This is a genomic window from Streptomyces sp. NBC_01498 (genome assembly GCF_036327775.1).
GTDB lineage: Bacteria > Actinomycetota > Actinomycetes > Streptomycetales > Streptomycetaceae > Streptomyces.
The window spans coordinates 2,365,593-2,384,886 of the sequence record NZ_CP109598.1 but is presented as its reverse complement, the minus strand read 5'-3'; the positions used below and the strand labels follow the sequence as shown (position 1 = coordinate 2,384,886).

Here is a 19,294-nt window from a genome sequence, read left to right as displayed (position 1 = left end):
AGATCCTAGGGCCTGTCGTGCGGATCGGGCCGGGTCATCCGCAGGACGTCCAGCGCCTCGTCCAGTTGCGCCACCGTGAGAACGCCGCGCTCCACGTAGCCGCCGTCCAGCACGACCTCGCGGATCGTGCGCCGCTCGGCCAGCGACCGCTTGGCGACCCGGGCGGCCTCCTCGTAACCGAGGTAGCGGTTGAGCGGGGTGACGACGGACGGGGACGACTCCGCGTACTCGCGGGCCCGCTCCACGTTCGCCGTGATGCCGTCGACCGTGCGGTCCGCCAGCAGCCGGGAGACGTTGGCGAGCAGCCGGACGGACTCCAGGACGTTGCGGGCGATCACCGGCAGCATCACGTTCAGCTCGAAGTTGCCCGCCGCGCCCGCCGTGGCGACGGTCGTGTCGTTGCCCGTCACCTGGGCGGCGACCATCAGGACGGCCTCCGGGACGACCGGATTGACCTTCCCCGGCATGATCGACGATCCGGGCTGGAGATCGGGCAGATTGATCTCGGCGAGCCCGGTGCGCGGGCCCGACGCCATCCAGCGCAGGTCGTTGCAGATCTTCGTGAGCGAGACGGCGACCGTACGGAGCTGGCCCGAGGTCTCGACCAGCCCGTCGCGCGCGCCCTGCGCCTCGAAGTGGTTCCGGGCCTCGGTCAGCGGCAGCCCCGTCGTACGCGCCACCTCGGCGATCACGGCGGCGGCGAAGCCCGGCGGGGTGTTGATGCCGGTGCCCACCGCCGTACCGCCCAGCGGCAGTTCGGCCAGCCGGGGCAGGGCGCCGCGCAGCCGCTCGACGCCGTAGCGCACGGCCGCCGCGTAGCCGCCGAACTCCTGGCCCAGGGTGACGGGCGTGGCGTCCATCAGATGCGTACGGCCCGACTTCACGACGTCCGCGAACTCCTCGGCCTTGCGCTCCAGCGCGCCGGCGAGCCGGTCCAGCGCCGGGATCAGATCGGCGGTGACGGCGGCCGTCGCGGCGATGTGGATGCTGGAGGGAAATACGTCGTTCGAGCTCTGTGACGCGTTGACGTGGTCGTTCGGATGCACCTCGCGGCCCAGCCGCTCGGTGGCGAGGGTCGCGATGACCTCGTTGGCGTTCATGTGGGACGAGGTGCCCGAGCCCGTCTGGAAGACGTCCACGGGGAAGTGGTCGTCCCATTGGCCCTCGGCGACCTCGTCCGCCGCGCTCCGCACCGCCTCGGCGATGTCCCGGTCGAGCACGCCGAGTTCGGCGTTGACGGTGGCGGCGGCGGCCTTGATACGGGCCAGGGCCTCGATGTGGGCCCGTTCGATGGGCCGGCCCGAGATGGGGAAGTTCTCCACCGCGCGCTGGGTCTGGGCGCGCCACTTGGCGTGCGCCGGGACCTGGATCTCGCCCATGGAGTCGTGCTCGGTGCGGTAGTCCGTCTCGTTCGTCATCGTCGTCGTCCCTCCGATGAAGGTGAGCAATTGTCTTGTTCGAAGTGTTCCCAAGTCCCTTACCCGCCAGTAAAAACCTCTGGTAACACTGAGATCGGGGAGGCCATGCACCGTACGAGAGCCACGTTCCGAAGTACCGCCGCCACGCTCGCCGCGTTCGCGACCGTCGTCGGCGGACTTGTCGCACTTACCCCCGCGGCCCAGGCGTCAGCCCCCGCGGGCGCGCCCGCCGCCGTCCGCGCGGCGACCCCGCTGCCGCCCGCCCTGGAGGCGATCCGCGCGGCCGAGGCCACCGAGCTGTACGGCGACCCCGCCGAGCGCCCGGTCGACCAGCGCAGGAGCGGGCTCGTCTCGCTCGGCGACAGCCAGATATCGGGCGAGGGTGTCGGCACCTACGAGCCGGGCACGGACGGGCCCGACAACTGGTGTCACCGATCGCCCGACGCCGCGATCCACCGCACCGGGATCGCGGCCGACGTCACGTACAACGTCTCCTGTTCCGGTGCCTCGTCCGTCAACATCCGGGTCGGCGGCACCGCGCAGTACGCCGACGAACTCGTGCAGAGCGACAACCTCGCCATCAAGGCGCGCAACACCCGGATCAAGATGGTGCTGCTCGTGGCCGGCGCCAACGACGACCTCCGGTTCGGTCCGGTGATGACCGACTGCGTACTGCGCTGGTTCACCCTCCAGGGGCCGTGCGTCGACAAGTACCGGGCGGGCTGGCAGGCGCGGATCGACGGGCTCGTCCCCAAGGTCGAGTCGACCGTCGGCGACCTGCGGGGCGTCATGCGCGACGCGGGGTACGCCGACGGCGACTACAAGCTCGTCGTGATGGGCTACCCGGGCCCGCTCAGCCCCGACCAGGGCGACAATCCCGGCTACTGGGGAAAGATCCCCGGCGGCTGCACGGTGCACGACGAGGACGCCGCCTGGGCCCGTGACGGCGCCGTCCCCGCCTTCCAGAGCGGCATGCGGAAGGCCGCGCGGAACGCGGGCGCGGTGTACCTGGACAACTCGCGGCTCTTCCACGGCCACGAGGTCTGCCAGGACGACGACTGGGCCCGGGGCCTGTTCGTCGACGTCACCAACCCCTTCCCGCCGAGCGAGAACTCGGTCCGGCAGTCCTTCCACCCGAACGCCGCCGGGCACGGCGCCTTCGCGTCCTGCCTGACGCAGCTGTACGACTCCGGTCTGAGCGAGGCGAGTTGCGCCGACCCGGCGAGCACGGGGCGGCCCGTCCTCCAGCCGGGCAACTGGGACGACGTTTTTCAGCCACTGAAGAACGAGGGGACCGGCACCTGTGTCGACGTCACCGGCTCGAAGACCCGCAACGGCTCCAAGGTCACCGGGGCCGGCTGTGACGACGGCCGTGACCAGGGCTGGTGGTACGACACCGGCGCCGGCGCGGGCGCCCGGTCGCTGCACAGCGAGCTGAGCCACGACCGCTGCCTCGACATCCCGTCGGGCGCGGTCCGCGCGGGCACCCAGGTCCGGCTCTGGGACTGCGGTGGCGGCGCGAACCAGAAGTTCACGCGCGAGGCGGGCACCGTCCGGCCCGCGTTGGCGGGCACGCTCTGCCTGACGCTGGCGTCGGCGCAGGACCCGCTGCGGCTCCAGAACTGCGACGGCTCGGCGAGCCAGCGGTTCGTCTGATCCGCTGATCGGTCGATCGGCCGATCAGCTGTTCCGCGCGGCGGAGCACGCGACGCATCCGGCGTCCGCGTGCTCCGCCGCGCTGCTGCTGTAGCGCCGCCCTGCTGTTCTGTCGCCCTGTCCTCGGCCGCCCTGTCGCTCGGGTGGTCGGGTGGTCGGCCTCACCCGGATGGTCCAGCGGCGCGATTGACGGCGTGGGTCGTCGCGTAAAGTGAACTGTCGATCACGTCAAGTGGTCGATCGTTTCCGCTCCGCTTCTCCTCTTCATCGCCGAGGTGGTCGTGTCTCCTGCGCGGGCGCCGAAGAGGCCCCACCCGCACGCGCCGTACCCCCGTGACCTCGACGCGCGGGTGGCTCAATTCGCCTCCCCGGTCACCCGGATACTGCTGGCCGGCGAAGGTCTCACCACACCGCTGCTCCAGGCGGCCTCGGACGGGCGCCTGCGGGCCCGGGTGTGGTCGCTGCGGGAGGTCGCCGCCGAGCAACTGGACCCGGGGGCGCGCAAGCAGTTGCGGCTCTCCGGCCCCGAGCGGTGCCTGGTACGGCACACCGGGCTGGTGCTGGCCTGCGGCGCCCTGGTGTCCGACAACGTCGTGGTGGCGCGGATGGGCGTGGACCCGAGGGTGGACCGGGTCGTGGGCGACAGGGGACGGCCGCTGGGGTTCGCCCTGGCCGACGCCGGGGTCGTGCTGGAGCGGCGGGTGCACTGGGTCGGGCGGCGGCGCTGGCGCGGCGGCGGCCCGTGCGTCTGCAAGGCGTACACCCTGCACGCGGCAGCCGGACCGCTGGTGCACGTCGAGGAACTGTTCAGTCCGCGGGTCGTGCCGGCCGACGTCCGCCTTCCCCAACTCCCGCAAGGACAGCCGACATGAGCGCCGAGACGGGTCCAGGGCCGAATGTGTTCCGTGCGGCTCTGCTGTCGGCCCTGGCGGCGGGCGGCGGGCGCCCCGCCGTCATCGAGGACGACACCACCCGGTCGTACGCCGATCTGGACCGCTGGTCCTCGGACCTGGCCCGGAGGTTGCGTCGGTCGGCCGCCCGGTCGGCTGACCGGCCGCTTGCCCGGCCTGTTGCCCGGCCGCCGCAGGAGGAGCGGCCGTGTGCCGCCCTGCTGCTGCCCAACGGCGCTTCCTGGCTGGCCGCGTATCTGGCGGTGCTCAAGGCGGACATGGTGGCGGTCCCGTTGAACTACGCCCTGACCGGCGCCGAGATCGGCCGCGTCCTGGAGCACACCCGCCCCCGTGTGGTGCTGTGCGCTCCGGAACGAGAGCCGGAGATGCGGGAGTTGGTGGCCGTGCTGTCGCCGACAGGGGCGCAGCCTCAGGTACGGACGGTCGGTCCGGTCCCGCCCGCCGTCGGCACCCCGACCGAAGCCACGTCCCTGCCGCGCGCCGAACGCGGGCCGGAGGCACCCTGCCTGGTGATGCACACCTCGGGGACCACCGGACGCCCCAAGGCCCTGGTGCAGACCGAACACGCCCTGCACCTCACCACCGGCCACTGGCGCCTCCGGCACCGCACCCCCGACGACGTGGTGGCGCTGCCCATCCCGTTGGCGCACACCTACGGCCACCTGGTGGCCGCCGCCACCCTGCTCGCCGGGGCCGCGCTGATCGCCGTCCCCGAGGCGTTCGACCCGCAGCGCTGGGTGGCCAGGCTGACCCGTCATCGGGCCACCGTCCTGGAGGGCGTACCCGCCCTCTACGCGCGGCTGCTCACCGCCGACGCCCCCGCCGTCTCCGGGGGCAGCCTGCGCCGCTGCCTGTCGGCGGGCCAGGAGGCACGGGCGGAGCTGCGGCGCTCCTGGGAGGAGCGCACCGGAGTGCCCCTGCTGGAGAGCTGGGGCATGACCGAACTGGCCGGTCCCGGCCTGGACCCGCTGCCCGGAACCTGCCGCGGCAGCGCGGGCACCCCGGTACCGGGCCTGGAGACGCGCCTGGTGTTCACCGGAGCGGGCGGTACGGGTCCGGGTGGCGCGGGAGTGGGCGGTACGGGTCCGAGTGGCGTGGGAAGGGACGGCGCGGGTCCTGACGGTTCCGGTCCGGGTGGGGGCGGTACGGGTCCGGGTGGCGCGGGAGCGGGCGGTACGGGTCCGAGCGGCGTGGGAAGGGACGGCGCGGGTCCTGACGGCGCCGGTCCGGGTGGGGGCGGTACGGGTCCGGGTGGCGCGGGAGCGGGCGGTACGGGTCCGAGCGGCGTGGGAAGGGACGGCGCGGGTCCTGACGGCGCCGGTCCGGGTGGGGGCGGTACGGCTCCGGGCGGCGTGGGAAGGGACGGCGCGGGTCCTGACGGCGCCGGTCCGGGTGGGGGCGGTACGGGTCCGGGTGGCGCGGGCGGTCCGGGAGCGGGTGGTGGTGCGGGTGGTACGGCGGGGGAACCGGGCACGGCGGGCGAGTTGTGGGTGCGCGGACCGCAGGTCACCCCCGGCCACCGCACCGGCACCGGCGCCCTCGTGCCGGTCTGCGACGAGCGGGGCTGGCTGCGTACCGGCGACCTGGCGGTCCGGGACGAGCACGGCTGCGTCACGCTGACCGGGCGCCTCAAGGACGTGATCACCACACGCGGCTACACCGTCCACCCCGCCGAGATCGAGGCGGCGCTGCGCGAGCACCCCGGCGTCGCCGACGTGGCGGTGGTCGGCCGGGCCGACCCCGAGCGCGGGGAGGCTCCGCACGCCGTCGTGGTCGCCCACCGCGGCCGCCCGGCCGTCCCCGTCGCGGAGCTGCGCGAGCACTGCCGCGGCCTGCTCGCCCGCCACAAGGTGCCCCGGACCATGGAGTTCGTCCCGAGGCTGCCCGTCTCCGCCACCGGAAAGCTCGACCGGGCCGCGCTGCGCGGGCCCGCCGCCACCGCGGTCGAGGAAGGCTGAACCGCCGTGACATCCCCCGATCGTCCTGTCGTCCTCCTCACCGGGGCCACCGGCGGCCTCGGCACCGCCGTCGCCGCCGCCCTCGCCGCCGACGGGGCGCGTCTGGCCCTGACCGCCCGTACCGCACAGGCCCTGGCGGACCTCGCCGACGAGATCCGGGCCGCCGGCGCCGAGGCGCTGCCGCTTCCGGCGGACATCACCGATCCTCGGGCTGCGGGCGCGGTCGCCCGGCGAACGGTCGACGCGTTCGGCCGGATCGACGTGCTCATCGACAACGCGGGGGTGGAGGGCCCGATCGGCCCGTTCTGGGACCTGCCGCTCGACGACTGGTGGGAGACGGTGCGCGTCAACGTGATGAGCGGCGCGGCGGCGGCGCACGCCGTGCTGCCCTTCATGATCGGGCAGGGCGGCGGGCGTGTCGTCAGCATCAGCAGCGCGGCCGGGCGGAGCCGCTGGCCCACGCTCTCCGCGTACTCGGTCTCCAAGGCGGCGGGCATCACGCTCATGGAGAACATCGCCCACGAGGCGCGGGACCACGGTGTCAGCACCTTCAGCCTGCACCCCGGCATCGTGCCGATCGGACTGACCACCGCCGCTGTCACCGACGACGCTCCCGCCACGCCCTGGCACGCACGCCGGCGTGACTGGCTGCTGCGGCAGCTCGGCGAGGGGCGGGGCACTCCGGTCGAGCGCGCCGTCCGGGCGGTCACCGCCCTCGCCGCGGGGACCGCCGACCACCTCTCCGGCCGGTACCTGACCGTCGACGACGTCCTCGGCACCCCGGAACGGGCGGAGAACGGCCCGGACCTGGCCCCGCGCTGACCGGACCGGACCGGACCGGACCCGACAGGAAAGGACCGGACCGGACCCGCCCGGACCCCGCCCGGACCCCCGGACCCCCGGACCCGACAGGAAACGACCGGACCGGACCGCCCGGTCCCGGCGCTCGGACGACGCGGCGCCGGGTCCCGTCAGCAGTCCGGGCGTCGATCGCCGGCTTCCGCCCTCACGGACACCCCACCACGCCCCTGGCGGAGCGGGACGTTCCGCTACCCGAGGCCCGGCCCCCGCACGGGGATGCTGGTGAACGTCGGCGCGGGCGCGGGCTCGGTGAAGAAGTCGTTGCCCTTGTCGTCCACGACGATGAACGCGGGGAAGTCCTCCACCTCGATCCGCCAGACCGCCTCCATGCCCAGCTCCTCGTACTCCAGGACCTCCACCTTCCGGATGCAGTCCTGCGCGAGCCGGGCCGCCGGGCCGCCGATCGAGCCGAGGTAGAAGCCGCCGTGCGAGGCGCAGGCGTCGGTCACCTGCTTCGAGCGGTTGCCCTTGGCGAGCATGACCTTCGAGCCGCCCGCCGCCTGGAACTGCTCCACGTAGCTGTCCATCCGTCCCGCCGTCGTCGGGCCGAACGACCCGGACGCGTACCCCTCGGGCGTCTTGGCGGGCCCGGCGTAGTACACCGGGTGGTCCTTCAGGTACCGCGGCATGTCCTCGCCCGCGTCCAGCCGCTCCTTGATCTTGGCGTGCGCGATGTCGCGGGCCACGACCAGCGTGCCGGTCAGCGAGAGCCGGGTCTTGACGGGGTGCCTGGTCAGCTCGGCCAGGATCTCGTCCATCGGCCGGCCGAGGTCGATCCGTACGACGTCGCTCCCGTCCTCCTGGTCCAGATGCTCGTCGGTGGTGTCGGGCAGGAAACGCGCCGGGTCGGTCTCCAGCTGTTCCAGGAAGACACCCTCGGCGGTGATCTTCGCGAGGGCCTGGCGGTCGGCGGAGCAGGACACGGCGATCGCGACCGGCAGGGACGCGCCGTGCCGGGGCAGCCGGACGACCCGCACGTCGTGGCAGAAGTACTTGCCGCCGAACTGCGCGCCGATGCCGATCTTCTGCGTCAGCTCGAAGACCTTCTCCTCCAGCTCCTTGTCCCGGAAACCGTGGCCGGCGGGGGAGCCCTCGGTGGGCAGCTCGTCCAGGTAGTGCGCGGAGGCGTACTTCGCGGTCTTCAGCGCGAACTCGGCGGAGGTGCCGCCGACGACGATCGCCAGGTGGTACGGCGGACAGGCGGCCGTACCCAGCGAACGGATCTTCTCCTCCAGGAACTTCATCATGGAGGTCTCGTTCAGGACGGCCTTCGTCTCCTGGTAGAGGAACGACTTGTTGGCCGAGCCGCCGCCCTTGGCCATGAAGAGGAACTTGTAGGCGCCGCCGTCGGCCGCGTACAGCTCGATCTGCGCGGGCAGGTTCGAGCCGGTGTTGTTCTCCTCCCACATGGTGAGCGGGGCCATCTGCGAGTAGCGCAGGTTGAGCTTGGTGTACGCGTCGTAGATGCCGTGCGACAGGGCCGCCTCGTCGCCGCCCTCCGTAAGGACGTTCTGGCCGCGCTTGCCCATCACGATCGCGGTGCCGGTGTCCTGGCACATGGGGAGCACGCCGGCGGCGGCGATGTTGGCGTTCTTCAGGAGGTCGACCGCCACGAACTTGTCGTTGGAGGACGCGTCCGGGTCGTCCACGATCCGGCGCAACTGGGCGAGGTGGGCCGGGCGCAGATAGTGCGAGATGTCGTGCATGGCCTCGGCGGCCAGGGCGCGCAGTGCCTCGGGGGCGACCTTGAGGAACGTACGGCCGTCGGCCTCGACGGTGGAGACGCCGTCGGCGGTCACCAGGCGGTACGGCGTGGTGTCCTCTCCCAGCGGGAGCAGATCGGAGTACGCAAACTCTGGCATTTCGGCCATTCCTCACTCGACAGGCGGCGGCTGGCCTCCATCGGGCAGCGCGCCTCTCAGCCTAAGTCGTGATGCGAGGGGCGGTCGGGGTGAGGTGAGACTCAGTAGGAGGCCGGGGTGTGACGCCTTCCCCGAACCTCCCTCGCGCCGCCCCTAGTCGCGATCTATCGCGTTTCGCTACTCTGGTCCGGTGGACCTCGAAAAGCACCCCCAGAAGCCGGTCGTGCCGGCCGAGCCCGACGCCGGTTTCCGGGCCTCCGACGCCGACCGCGACCGGATCGCCGACATCCTGAAGGAGGCGCTGGCCCTCGGCCGGCTGGACGCGGAGGAGCACTCCGAGCGGATCGACGCCGTCTACCGCGCCAAGACCATGGGTGAACTGGAGCCGCTGGTGAGGGACTTGCCCGCGACGGGCGACGGCGTACGCCCGGTGGGCGCGGCGCACGCGTACGGCCCGGAGGACACGGGCGAGCCCGTCGACTCGATGGTCGCGATCTTCAGCAGTTCGCTCCGCAAGGGCCGTTGGCGGGTGGGCCGCCGGACCAACGCCTTCACGCTCTTCGGCAGCATCGAGATCGACCTGACCGAGGCGATATTCGCCCAGCGCACCACCGTGATCAACGCGACCGCCATCTTCGGATCCGTGGAGGTGCGGGTCCCCGAGAACATCTCGCTGCGCGGCGGCGGCACCGGGGTCTTCGGCAGTTTCGAGGTCAGCACCCTGGAGAGCACCGAGCCGGACGCCCCGGTCGTGGTGGTCAACGGGTACGCCGTCTTCGCCTCCATCGAGGCCAGGCCGAAGCGCGGGAAGTTCATCGCGGACCTCAACAAGCGGCTGCGCAAGCACCTGGGCCACTGACGGGCGAACCACCGACCCGGTTCACCGACGGGCGATCCGGCGGCTGTTGATCGGGCGGCCGTCGAACCGGCGGCCGTCGATCCGGTTCCGGTTCGGCGTCCGCGCGTGCTGCGCTTCCGCGTTCGCGTCGGCATTCGGCTCCGCATCCGCTTCCGGTTCCGTCTCCGGTTCCGTATGGGCGCCCGGCCGGAGGAGGGCGAGGGTCCCGATCGCTCCGCTTTCAGGGCGTATTCGGGCACTTCCGGCGGCGCGGACGTGCGCGGGCGTGGTTCCGAAAGACGTTCCGCGCACCGCATCCAGGAGCCACTCAGTGCTTAGGCGTGCGCACAGCGGGTAGGGACTGCTGCATCGTCTCTCGCTCGCGAAGCCGTCGTCAGGAGTGGACCGTGCTGCCATTGCCGCATCAGCCCCTGCAGGTCGCCGCCGTGCCGCCCCAGCGGAGTCCCGCTCGGGAGGATCAGGCCGGACCCTGGCATTCGGAGGCGGTGTGCCGCCGGGACGAAGCCGGCTTGTTCTTCGCCCCTTCCAAGGAACCGACGGCCGCGCGGCTCGCCCGTGAGGAGGCCGCCAAGCGGGTCTGCGGACGCTGCCCCGTGATGGTCGACTGCCGGGAGCACGCGCTGCTCCAGCCCGAGCCGTACGGCGTCTGGGGCGGGCTGACCGCCGCCGAGCGCCGGGTGGTCCTGGCCCGCCGCAGGCGGCGCGAGATCGAGTTGCGGAACGCGGCGTCGGCCGCGGGCCGGATCGCCGCCGCAGGCTGACCGCCCGGCCGGTCACCGTCCGGGTGCCGGGGCGCCCCTCCGTGCCGGAGGGGCGCCCCGCTCCCGCGTGTGCCGTCGGGCCCGGTCGGCCGGGGAGCCGTTCCGTGCGCCGATTCGCGCGGCCTGGTGGTGTGCGTGGTTCTGCGCGCGGCCTCGTGGTTCGCCGAGGGGCCTCGGGTTTCCGCGAGCCTCGTGCTTCTCCGCGCGGTCAGAGGACTGCTTCGCGCAGTCGGGCTACTTCGCGCGGTCGAAGTCGATCGTGCTGTAGGCGCGCAGCTTCGACAGCCGGTGGGTCGAGTCGATCTGCCGGATCGTGCCGGACTTGGACCGCGTCACCATGGACTGGGTGGTCGCGGTCTCCGAGCGATACCGCACTCCGCGCAGCAGTTCGCCGTCCGTGATGCCCGTGGCGACGAAGAACACGTTGTCCCCGGCGACCAGATCGTCGGTCGACAGCACCCGGTCCAGGTCGTGCCCGGCGTCGAGCGCCCGGCGCCGTTCGGCGTCGTCCTTCGGCCAGAGTTTGCCTTGGATCGTGCCGCCGAGGCATTTGATGGCGCACGCCGAGATGATGCCCTCCGGGGTGCCGCCGATGCCCATGAGCAGGTCGACGCCGGTGCCCTCGCGTACGGCCATGATCGAGCCGGCCACGTCGCCGTCCGAGATGAACTTGATCCGCGCGCCCGTCTCGCGGATCTCCCGCACGATGTCGTCGTGGCGCGGGCGGTCGAGGACGACGACCGTGACGTCCTCGGGAGCCGAGTTCTTGGCGCGGGCGACCCGGCGGATGTTGACGGAGACGGGGGCGTTGATGTCGACGAAGTCGGCGGCCTCGGGCCCGGTCACGAGCTTGTCCATGTAGAAGACCGCCGACGGGTCGAACATCGCGCCCCGGTCGGCCGCCGCGAGTACGGCGATGGCGTTCGGCATGCCCTTCGCGTTGAGCGTGGTCCCGTCGATCGGGTCGACGGCGATGTCGACCTCGGGGCCCGTGCCGTCACCCACCCGCTCGCCGTTGAACAGCATCGGGGCTTCGTCCTTCTCGCCCTCGCCGATGACGACGACGCCGTTCATCGAGACCGTCGAGACGAGGGTGCGCATGGCGTTCACGGCCGCGCCGTCCGCGCCGATCTTGTCGCCGCGTCCGACCCAGCGGCCGGCGGCCATGGCGGCGGCCTCCGTGACCCGTACGAGTTCGAGAGCGAGGTTGCGGTCCGGGGCCTCCGGAGCGACCTCCAGCGGTGACGGCAGTTGATGCTCGGTCATCGGAACGCACCTTTCTGTACGGCGACGGCCGGAAATGAGGGTGCTGCGACTCTATCCGCACATCGAATAAATGAGCAGTGGGGCCCACGTATGAGCGAGAACCCGTGATGCGACCATGGGGAGGTGGCACGTGAGCGAGGTAAACAGACGGCGCGGGACATGTTTCTGTCGATGGCGGTGATCGTCGCTGTCGCCGGGGCCTTCTACCTGGCCAACCCCCATGACGAGGACGCGGATCCGCTCCCGGCGGTCGACTACCGCGTCGAGCTGACGACGGCGCAGCGCGCGGCGCCCTATCCGGTGCTGGCGCCGGAGGGGCTCGCGAAGGGCTGGAAGCCGACCTCCGTCTCGTACGCGCGGCAGGACGGTGACGCCTGGCACCTCGGCTTCCTCGATCCCGACCGCGAATACGTGGCCGTGGAGCAGGCGACCACTCCGGCGAGGCAGTATGTCCGGGATGTCACGCACGACGCCGAGAACACCGGGGAGAGCGAGCGGGTGGGCGGCGAGGAGTGGCAGCGGTGGGAGGGGCCGAAGTACGACGCCCTGGTGCGGGACGGTGACGGGGTGACGACGGTCGTGACGGGTACGGCGCCGCTCGAACGGCTCGTCGAGATGGCGGAGGCGCTGGAGTCCGGCGGGGCGTGACGGACGCGCGCGTCCCGGCGGATGCGCCGAGCGGTCATGGGCCGGGCGGTCATGGGCCGGGCGGTCATGAGCCGGGTGCACCGGGTCTTCCGGGTGCTCCGGGTGTTTCTGGTGTTCGGGCTGTGAACGACGGGGCCGCCACCCGGAGGAGGGTGGCGGCCCCGTCGTGCGCCCGGGGGCCGGGCCGGGGGCGCGTGTGCGCCGTGCGTCCCGGACGCTCGGCCGTCGCGTGCTCGTACGTGCGCGTACGTGTCGGTACGCGCGCGTACGTGGTCCTGCGCGGTCGTGCGCGGTCTCAGACGGTCGTGACGACCTCGTCGAACGACAGGCGCGGCGAGCGGGGGTACGAGGCGTTCTCGCCCGGCTTGCCGATGTTCACGACCATCAGGGGCGTGTGGTCGCCGTCCAGGAACTCCTTCTGGACACCGGCGTGGTCGAAGCCGCTCATCGGGCCCGCGGCCAGACCGGCGGCGCGGATGCCGACGATGAAGTAGGCGGCCTGGAGGGCGGCGTCCATGCCGGCGTTCTGCTCACGGACCGGGCGCTCGGAGAAGAAGGCGTCCTTCGCGGCGGGGAAGGCCGGGAAGAGGTTGGGCAGTTCCTCGTGGAACTCGTTGTCCGCGGCGAGGACGGCGACCAGCGGCGCGGTGGACGTCTTGGCCTTGTTGCCCTCGTTCATGTGCTGGACAAGGCGTTCGCGTGCCTCGGGGGAGCGGACCAGGACGACGCGCAGCGGGGTCTGGTTGAAGGCGGTCGGGCCGAACTTCACCAGGTCGTAGACCGCCTGGATCTGCTCCTCGGTCACCGGCTCGTCGGTGAACGTGTTGGCGGTGTGGGCCTCGCGGAAGAGGAGGTCCTGGGCGGCGGGGTCGAGAACGAGAGACATCGGGGGAGTACCTTCCGGGACGGACAGGGCGACCGAATGATCGATCAGGCGAACGTCGCCAACGTACGCCCTCGGTGTATTAACTTTCAACTAAATCAGTCGATCGGGTGACTCGCTTCACACACTGTTGACAATTCACCGGGTCGTGGCGTGCGGGCGCCACGCGTCCCGGCGTCCCGGGGCCGAGGCATCGACGCGCCGACACACCGGCCGCAGGGTGCCGCGACCGGCTCAGGAGTCGCGGTCCGCAGCGGACGCCCCGGACGCCGGGTCGGTCAGGGAGGCGTCCAGCCGGGCGCGGGCGCCCTCCAGCCAGCGGCGGCACACCCGGGCCAGCTCCTCGCCGCGCTCCCACAGCGCCAGCGACTCCTCCAGTGTCGTACCGCCCGTCTCCAGGCGCCGTACGACATCGATCAGCTCGTCCCGTGCCTGCTCGTAGCCGGGCGCCTCCGCGCCGGCGGCCGGCGCCGTCCCGCTGTCCTTGTTGGCCATGTGATCCACCCTCCGTGCGCTCTACGACAACGACATGTACGCGAGGAACGCGCGGCTCACCCGGTGCCGGTGACCCGCACCGTGAACTCGCCCCCGGACACCCGGGCCCGCAGCTCCTGGTCGTCCGAGACGTCCGCCGGGGCACGCACCACCGCCCCGTCCGGCCGCTGGAGCACCGCGTAACCCCGCTCCAGCGTCGCCGCGGGCGACAGCGAGACCACGCGCGCCCGGGTGTGCGACAGCTCCGAGTCCGCGCGGTCCAGCAGATGCCGCAGCACCCGCCTGCTCCGGTCCGCCAGCGCGTCGATCTCGCTCTCGCGCTCCTCCACCATCCGCCGGGGCCGCTCCATCACCGGCCGGGCCAGCGCGTGGGCGAGCCCGCGCTCCTCCCGGTCCAGCAGCCCCTGGACCGTCCTCAGCGCCCGGTCCCGCAGCCCCTGCACCCGGTCCAGCTCCTCGCCGACGTCCGGCACGACACGCTTCGCCGCGTCCGTGGGCGTCGACGCCCGTACGTCGGCGACGAGGTCCAGCAGCGGCGAGTCGGGTTCGTGGCCGATCGCCGACACGACCGGCGTACGGCAGGCGGCCACCGCCCGTACCAACTGCTCGTCCGAGAACGGCAGCAGATCCTCCACGCTGCCCCCGCCACGCGCCACGACGATCACGTCCACCTCGGGCAGCGCGTCCAGCTCCTCGACGGCCTCGACGACCTGGCTCACCGCGTTGACCCCCTGGACGGCGGTGTTGCGCACCTCGAAGCGGACGGCGGGCCAGCGCCGGCGCGCGTTCTCCAGGACGTCCCGCTCCGCCGCCGACGCCCGGCCGCAGACGAGCCCGACCAGGCGCGGCAGAAAGGGCAGCGGCCGTTTGCGGTCGGCGGCGAACAGCCCCTCGGCGCCCAGCGACTTCTTCAACCGCTCCAGCCGCACCAGCAGTTCACCGATGCCGACCGGCCGTATCTCGGCGGCCCGGAGCGACAGCTGGCCCCGCGGCGCGTACCACTCCGGCTTCGCGTGCACCACGACCCGCGCGCCCTCGGACACGACGTCGGCGATCGCGTCGAAGGTCTGCCGGTAGCAGGTGACGCCCACGGAGATGTCGTACGACGGGTCCCGCAGCGTCAGGAACACGACCCCGGCACCGGGCCGCCGCGACAACTGCGTGATCTGCCCCTCGACCCAGACCGCGCCGAGCCGGTCGATCCAGCCGCCGATGAGACGCGACACCTCACCGACGGGCAACGGGGTGTCCGCGGACGTGTGGAGAGCCATGCACCGAGCGTATCGGCCGCCTATGACAACGCGGACCGACGCCGGGACGCGCGGGCCGGGACTTGTGGGCCGAGGACGCGCGGGCCGGACCGCCGCCGCCCCGGACCGTGCGTCCTCGTTTCCTTGTTTCCTTGTTTCCTCCGACTCTCCCGTGTCCCGAGGGGCACGGGAGCCTGGTTCTGGAGTCCCCCCGTGGACGTCAACAGGCGGTTCGAGGCAGAGGACCCGGCGGGAGTACGGCGAGGAGCCCTGGGACTTCGACACGGCGGAACTCGCCTTCCTCACGGCCCTGCGATCCCGGGCCGCCGACGGGCGGGTGCCGCCGGCTCCCAGCCAGGCCGGACGGCCCGAGGACGAATCGTCGCCCCTCGTCGACGCCTGCCTCCTCGACGAGGAGCGACGGCTGGCGCTCGGCGACTGGGCCGCCCACTTCCACGGCACCCAGTGCGGGCGGGGAAGGTCAGCGACCACCTCTACCACCTCCACGCGCCACCCGCGTGGGACTTCTTCCGGGCCTCCGGCACGCCCGAGGAACTCGCGGAGCGCTGCGCCGACTGGTTCGAGAGCCTGCTGAGCCGCCCGGTCGTCCGTACCGAGTGGCTGGGCGAGGCCGCGACGTACGCGACCCGCTGGGAGTTCGCCGACACGGCGGAGGCCCTGGTGGCGAGCGGCGTCACCCCGCCCGAAGGCCCACCGTCCCGCCGCGTGCGGGTCCGCCCCCGACCCGCCGGACAGGGCCGCACGGAGCTTCGCCGCCTCGCCCCATGACTCCTCCTACAGAGCCTCCCTCTGCGACTCCTCCTAACAGATGCTTCTCCTACGTCGCCTCCGGTGCGAACCCTCCCCTCCTTACGGAGCCTTCGGCGCCACCGCGCGGCGCCGCCACCACTGGACCGCGAACACCAGCAGCCCCAGCGCCAGCCAGATCGCGCCCACCACCTGCGCCGACTCCGCCGCCTCCACGATCACCGCGACCAGGATCCCGGCGCCGATCACCGGGGCCACCACATGCGCCAGCACGCGCGGACGCCCCTCCGCACGCCGTACCGCGAACCACCCGACCACCGAGGCGTGCAGCAGGATGAAGGCCGTCAGCGCCCCGATGTCGACCACCGACACCAGACGGTCGAGACCGTCGTCCCGCCGGGCCGCCCAGACGGCGGCGATCAGCGTCACCACCGCCGAGAGCAGCAGCGCCACGCGCGGTGTCCCGCCGTCCGTACGCGACAGCAGCCGCGGCAGCCGCCGCTCCCGGCCCATCGCGAAGAGCAGCCGCCCGGCGGCGGCCTGCCCCGCCAGCGCCGCGAACGCCGCGCCGATCGCCTTGCTCACCGCGACCAGATCGTGCAGCCAGCTTCCTACGGAGGCGTCCACCGCGTCGTAGAAGGCGGACCCCTGCTTGACCGGATCGGCGGCGAGCTGCGCCGAACTCAGCGGCTCCAGGAGCGCCACGAGATACGTCTGCGCCACGAACAGCACACCGGCGAGCGCCAGACAGAACAGCACGGCCCGCGCCACCTTCCGCGAGCCGCCCGTCACCTCCTCGGCGAACGCGGCGATCGCGTCGAAGCCCAGATACGACAGCACCGCGACCGACACCGCGCCGAACACCGCCGTCAAGGAGAAGGTCACGTCCCCGGTGAACGGCGACAGCCAGCCGCGCGTCGCCCCGTCCCGTACGAGCACCACGATCGCCGACACCACGAACACCAGCAGCACCACGATCTCCAGCGCGAGGACGAAGAAGCCGACCCGCGCGGCGGCCCGTACCCCCCACAGATTGAGCAGCGTCGTGACCACGACCGCGATGCCCGTCCAGATCCACCGGTCCACGGAGGGCACCAGCGCCTCCATCGCGATCCCGGCGAAGAGATACGCGACGGCCGGGATCAGCAGATAGTCGAGCATCGCCATCCACCCGGCGATGAAGCCCGGCCCCTCGCCCAGCCCCTTGCGCGCGTACGCGAAGACCGAGCCGGCCTGCGGGGCGACCCGGATCATCTGCGCGTAACTGAAGGCCGTGAAGGCCATCGCCACGGTGGCCACGACGTAGACCAGCGCCACGGCGCCGTGCGACTTGGCGTCGAGCGTGCCGTACACCCCCACCGGTGCCATGGGCGCGATGAAGAGGAGCCCGTAGACGACGAGATCACGGAACCCGAGCGTGCGCCGCAGCCCCCCGACTCCGTGCGCGCCGGGCGGTGTTCCCCCGGGCGGGGCGTCGGCGCCCGTACGCGGAGCCGTACCGCTTCCGCCGCTACGGCCGCTTTTGCCGGCTCGGCCCCCGCCTCCCGTGTCTCCCGTACCCCTGTCGGCCATCGCGTCCCTCCGTCGATCACACGGGCCCGGTCCCGGCCCGCCGGGCGATCCGCCGCCCCGTCCGGGCGGCCTTACGATGGTGAGCATGACTGCTACGCCCAGCCCGACGCCCGACGCCACCCCGAGTGGAGACGCCGCGCGCCGCACCGGCAAACGCGTGCTGCTCGCCGCGCCCCGCGGTTACTGCGCGGGCGTCGACCGTGCCGTGATCGCCGTGGAGAAGGCCCTGGAGCAGTACGGGGCACCGATCTACGTCCGCCACGAAATCGTCCACAACAAGTACGTCGTGCAGACCCTTCAGAAGAAGGGCGCGATTTTCGTCGAGGAGACGGCGGAGGTCCCCGAGGGATCGATCGTCATGTTCTCCGCGCACGGCGTGGCCCCCGTCGTCCACGACGAGGCGGCCGAACGCAGGCTCGCGACCATCGACGCGACCTGTCCCCTCGTCACCAAGGTCCACAAGGAAGCCGTCCGCTTCGCCAACGAGGACTACGACATCCTGCTGATCGGCCACGACGGCCACGAGGAGGTCATCGGCACCTCCGGCGAGGCCCCCGACCACATCACCCTGGTCGACGGCCCCGAGGACGTCGCGGGCGTCGAGGTCCGCGACGAGTCCAAGGTGGTCTGGCTCTCCCAGACGACCCTCTCCGTGGACGAGACGATGGAGACGGTCGACCGGCTCAAGGAGAAGTTCCCGCTGCTCATCTCGCCGCCCAGCGACGACATCTGCTACGCGACGCAGAACCGTCAGATCGCCGTCAAGCAGATGGGCGCCGACGCGGACCTGGTCATCGTCGTCGGGTCGAAGAACTCGTCCAACTCGGTACGCCTGGTCGAGGTCGCCCTCGGCGCGGGCTCCCGCGACGCCCATCTGGTCGACTCCGCCGACGAGATCGACGAGGCGTGGCTGGACGGCGTCACCACGGTCGGTGTCACCTCCGGCGCCTCCGTGCCCGAGATCCTGGTCGAGGGCGTCCTGGAATGGCTCACCGGTCACGGCTTCGAGGACGTCGAGATCGTCAAGGCCGCCGAGGAGTCGATCGTCTTCTCGCTGCCCAAGGAACTGCGCCGCGACCTGCGCGCGGAGGCCGCGATCCTGGCCGAGAAGTAGGGAAGCCCGGTCATCTCCCCGTAACGTTGCGTCCATGAACGTCTTCGGAGTGGACATCGGCGGCTCGGGCATCAAGGGCGCGCCCGTGGACCTGGAGCGCGGCGAACTGGCAGAGCCGCGACACAAAGTGCTCACCCCGCAACCGGCCACGCCTGACGACGTGGCCGGTTGCGTCGCCGAGGTGGTCGGCCACTTCGGCTGGACCGGTCCGGTGGGCATCACCTTCCCCGGTGTGGTCACGGGGCCGGTCGTACGCACCGCCGCCAACGTCGACAAGAACTGGATCGACCTCGACGCGGGCAAACTGCTCGGCGACCGGCTGAATCTGCCCGTCACGATCCTCAACGACGGGGACGCGGCGGGCGTCGCCGAGATGACCTTCGGCGCGGGCAAGGGCCGGCACGGCACGGTCTTCCTGCTGACCTTCGGTACGGGGATCGGCAGCGCGCTCTTCATCGACGGCCATCTCGTCCCGAACACCGAGCTGGGCCACCTGGAACTGAACGGCCACGACGCGGAGAAGCACGCGTCGACCAAGGCCAAGGAGGACCACGACCTCAGCTGGCACCACTGGGCACACCGGGTGCAGAAGTATCTGGCGCATCTGGAGATGCTGTTCTCGCCGGAGCTGTTCATCATCGGCGGCGGGGTCAGCCGCAAGGCGGACAAGTTCATTCCGCTGATCGAGGACATCAAGGCGGAGATCGTCCCGGCGGAACTCCAGAACAACGCGGGCATCGTGGGGGCGGCGATGATGGCGGCCGAACGCTGAGTCACACGGATCGCGGGCACCGGACGACGAGTCCGGCGCCCGCGATCCGCGCGCGGTGTGTGTACTCACGGCTACGGCTACGGCTACGGCTACGGCTACGGCGATCCGGCCGGCACCGGCCACCGGCCACCTGTCCGGCGTCCGAGGTCCGCACCGCACGGTCCGGCGTCCGAGGTCCGCACCGCACGGTCCGGCGTCCGAGGTCCGCACCGCACGGCCACTTGTCCGGCGCCCGCCGCG

The 19,294-nt window shown here is 72.1% G+C and carries 17 protein-coding genes; 10 read left to right on the top strand and 7 right to left on the bottom strand.

The genetic code is table 11. The features are described from left to right. Positions 1–5: 5 nt before the first annotated feature. Positions 6–1,418, bottom strand: coding sequence for a class II fumarate hydratase (locus OG875_RS09835; RefSeq protein WP_330173843.1), 1,413 nt, complete (start codon positions 1,416–1,418; stop codon positions 6–8). Between the two features lie 105 nt (positions 1,419–1,523). Between OG875_RS09835 and OG875_RS09830 the strand changes: the two genes are divergently transcribed. The 4 genes from OG875_RS09830 to OG875_RS09815 all read left to right on the top strand — a co-directional run bounded on the left by OG875_RS09830 (position 1,524) and on the right by OG875_RS09815 (position 6,765). Beyond that, complete coding sequence (locus OG875_RS09830) at positions 1,524–3,074, top strand: ricin-type beta-trefoil lectin domain protein (RefSeq protein ID WP_330173842.1); 1,551 nt, start codon at positions 1,524–1,526, stop codon at positions 3,072–3,074. Positions 3,075–3,355: 281 nt separating this feature from the next. After that, on the top strand, positions 3,356–3,946 hold the full coding sequence (locus OG875_RS09825) for a hypothetical protein (RefSeq protein WP_330173841.1): 591 nt from the start codon (positions 3,356–3,358) through the stop codon (positions 3,944–3,946). Continuing rightward, positions 3,943–5,943, top strand: coding sequence for a class I adenylate-forming enzyme family protein (locus tag OG875_RS09820; protein WP_330173840.1), 2,001 nt, complete (start codon positions 3,943–3,945; stop codon positions 5,941–5,943). The genes OG875_RS09825 and OG875_RS09820 overlap by 4 nt, the downstream gene beginning before the upstream one ends. 6 nt (positions 5,944–5,949) lie before the next feature. Next, the gene (locus OG875_RS09815; RefSeq protein ID WP_330173839.1) at positions 5,950–6,765 is read left to right on the top strand and encodes an SDR family NAD(P)-dependent oxidoreductase; all 816 of its coding nucleotides are present in this window, start codon (positions 5,950–5,952) and stop codon (positions 6,763–6,765) included. Positions 6,766–6,992: 227 nt separating this feature from the next. On the opposite strand, the gene OG875_RS09810 is transcribed toward OG875_RS09815, so the two are convergent. Then, complete coding sequence (locus OG875_RS09810) at positions 6,993–8,675, bottom strand: fumarate hydratase (protein ID WP_330173838.1); 1,683 nt, start codon at positions 8,673–8,675, stop codon at positions 6,993–6,995. Between the two features lie 181 nt (positions 8,676–8,856). Between OG875_RS09810 and OG875_RS09805 the strand changes: the two genes are divergently transcribed. Together OG875_RS09805 and OG875_RS09800 are read left to right on the top strand one after the other, a co-directional pair. After that, entirely contained in the window at positions 8,857–9,525 is a 669-nt protein-coding gene (locus tag OG875_RS09805) for a DUF1707 SHOCT-like domain-containing protein (protein ID WP_330173837.1), read from the top strand. A gap of 386 nt (positions 9,526–9,911) precedes the next feature. Beyond that, on the top strand, positions 9,912–10,286 hold the full coding sequence (locus OG875_RS09800) for a WhiB family transcriptional regulator (RefSeq protein ID WP_330173836.1): 375 nt from the start codon (positions 9,912–9,914) through the stop codon (positions 10,284–10,286). Positions 10,287–10,520: 234 nt separating this feature from the next. Here the strand turns inward: OG875_RS09800 and glpX are convergent, their stop codons facing one another. Then, positions 10,521–11,552 (bottom strand): class II fructose-bisphosphatase, encoded by a 1,032-nt coding sequence (gene glpX, locus OG875_RS09795; protein ID WP_330173835.1) that lies wholly within the window; start codon positions 11,550–11,552, stop codon positions 10,521–10,523. A 123-nt stretch (positions 11,553–11,675) separates the two neighbouring features. Between glpX and OG875_RS09790 the strand changes: the two genes are divergently transcribed. After that, positions 11,676–12,200, top strand: a complete 525-nt coding sequence (locus tag OG875_RS09790; RefSeq protein WP_330173834.1) for a DUF4245 domain-containing protein — start codon at positions 11,676–11,678, stop codon at positions 12,198–12,200. A 295-nt stretch (positions 12,201–12,495) separates the two neighbouring features. On the opposite strand, the gene OG875_RS09785 is transcribed toward OG875_RS09790, so the two are convergent. From OG875_RS09785 to xseA, 3 genes are all read right to left on the bottom strand, one after another. Beyond that, positions 12,496–13,086, bottom strand: a complete 591-nt coding sequence (locus OG875_RS09785) for a malonic semialdehyde reductase (protein ID WP_330173833.1) — start codon at positions 13,084–13,086, stop codon at positions 12,496–12,498. Positions 13,087–13,317: 231 nt separating this feature from the next. Then, complete coding sequence (locus tag OG875_RS09780) at positions 13,318–13,578, bottom strand: exodeoxyribonuclease VII small subunit (protein WP_330173832.1); 261 nt, start codon at positions 13,576–13,578, stop codon at positions 13,318–13,320. 56 nt (positions 13,579–13,634) lie between these two features. Beyond that, on the bottom strand, positions 13,635–14,849 hold the full coding sequence (gene xseA, locus OG875_RS09775; RefSeq protein ID WP_330173831.1) for an exodeoxyribonuclease VII large subunit: 1,215 nt from the start codon (positions 14,847–14,849) through the stop codon (positions 13,635–13,637). Positions 14,850–15,293: 444 nt separating this feature from the next. Here xseA and OG875_RS09770 point away from each other — a divergent pair, with 444 nt between their 5' ends. Then, positions 15,294–15,617, top strand: coding sequence for a hypothetical protein (locus OG875_RS09770; RefSeq protein WP_330173830.1), 324 nt, complete (start codon positions 15,294–15,296; stop codon positions 15,615–15,617). An 81-nt stretch (positions 15,618–15,698) separates the two neighbouring features. On the opposite strand, the gene OG875_RS09765 is transcribed toward OG875_RS09770, so the two are convergent. Next, the gene (locus OG875_RS09765) at positions 15,699–17,168 is read right to left on the bottom strand and encodes an APC family permease (protein WP_330173829.1); all 1,470 of its coding nucleotides are present in this window, start codon (positions 17,166–17,168) and stop codon (positions 15,699–15,701) included. An 85-nt stretch (positions 17,169–17,253) separates the two neighbouring features. On the opposite strand from OG875_RS09765, the gene OG875_RS09760 reads away from it, so the two are divergent. Both OG875_RS09760 and ppgK read left to right on the top strand, forming a co-directional pair. Beyond that, the gene (locus tag OG875_RS09760) at positions 17,254–18,282 is read left to right on the top strand and encodes a 4-hydroxy-3-methylbut-2-enyl diphosphate reductase (RefSeq protein ID WP_330173828.1); all 1,029 of its coding nucleotides are present in this window, start codon (positions 17,254–17,256) and stop codon (positions 18,280–18,282) included. Positions 18,283–18,316: 34 nt separating this feature from the next. After that, positions 18,317–19,054: a polyphosphate--glucose phosphotransferase gene (gene ppgK / locus OG875_RS09755; RefSeq protein WP_330173827.1), complete on the top strand. Its 738-nt coding sequence runs from the start codon at positions 18,317–18,319 to the stop codon at positions 19,052–19,054. Positions 19,055–19,294: the final 240 nt, after the last annotated feature.

What these genes read in the sequence shown, in the direction of transcription:
- OG875_RS09760 (WP_330173828.1), top strand. Translation starts at nt 17,254, where the DNA reads ATGACTGCTACGCCCAGCCCGACGCCCGACGCCACCCCGAGTGGAGAC.
- OG875_RS09820 (WP_330173840.1), top strand. Translation starts at nt 3,943, where the DNA reads ATGAGCGCCGAGACGGGTCCAGGGCCGAATGTGTTCCGTGCGGCTCTG.
- OG875_RS09810 (WP_330173838.1), bottom strand. Translation starts at nt 8,675, where the DNA reads ATGGCCGAAATGCCAGAGTTTGCGTACTCCGATCTGCTCCCGCTGGGA.
- OG875_RS09780 (WP_330173832.1), bottom strand. Translation starts at nt 13,578, where the DNA reads ATGGCCAACAAGGACAGCGGGACGGCGCCGGCCGCCGGCGCGGAGGCG.
- OG875_RS09765 (WP_330173829.1), bottom strand. Translation starts at nt 17,168, where the DNA reads ATGGCCGACAGGGGTACGGGAGACACGGGAGGCGGGGGCCGAGCCGGC.
- OG875_RS09830 (WP_330173842.1), top strand. Translation starts at nt 1,524, where the DNA reads ATGCACCGTACGAGAGCCACGTTCCGAAGTACCGCCGCCACGCTCGCC.
- glpX (WP_330173835.1), bottom strand. Translation starts at nt 11,552, where the DNA reads ATGACCGAGCATCAACTGCCGTCACCGCTGGAGGTCGCTCCGGAGGCC.
- ppgK (WP_330173827.1), top strand. Translation starts at nt 18,317, where the DNA reads ATGAACGTCTTCGGAGTGGACATCGGCGGCTCGGGCATCAAGGGCGCG.
- xseA (WP_330173831.1), bottom strand. Translation starts at nt 14,849, where the DNA reads ATGGCTCTCCACACGTCCGCGGACACCCCGTTGCCCGTCGGTGAGGTG.
- OG875_RS09835 (WP_330173843.1), bottom strand. Translation starts at nt 1,418, where the DNA reads ATGACGAACGAGACGGACTACCGCACCGAGCACGACTCCATGGGCGAG.
- OG875_RS09785 (WP_330173833.1), bottom strand. Translation starts at nt 13,086, where the DNA reads ATGTCTCTCGTTCTCGACCCCGCCGCCCAGGACCTCCTCTTCCGCGAG.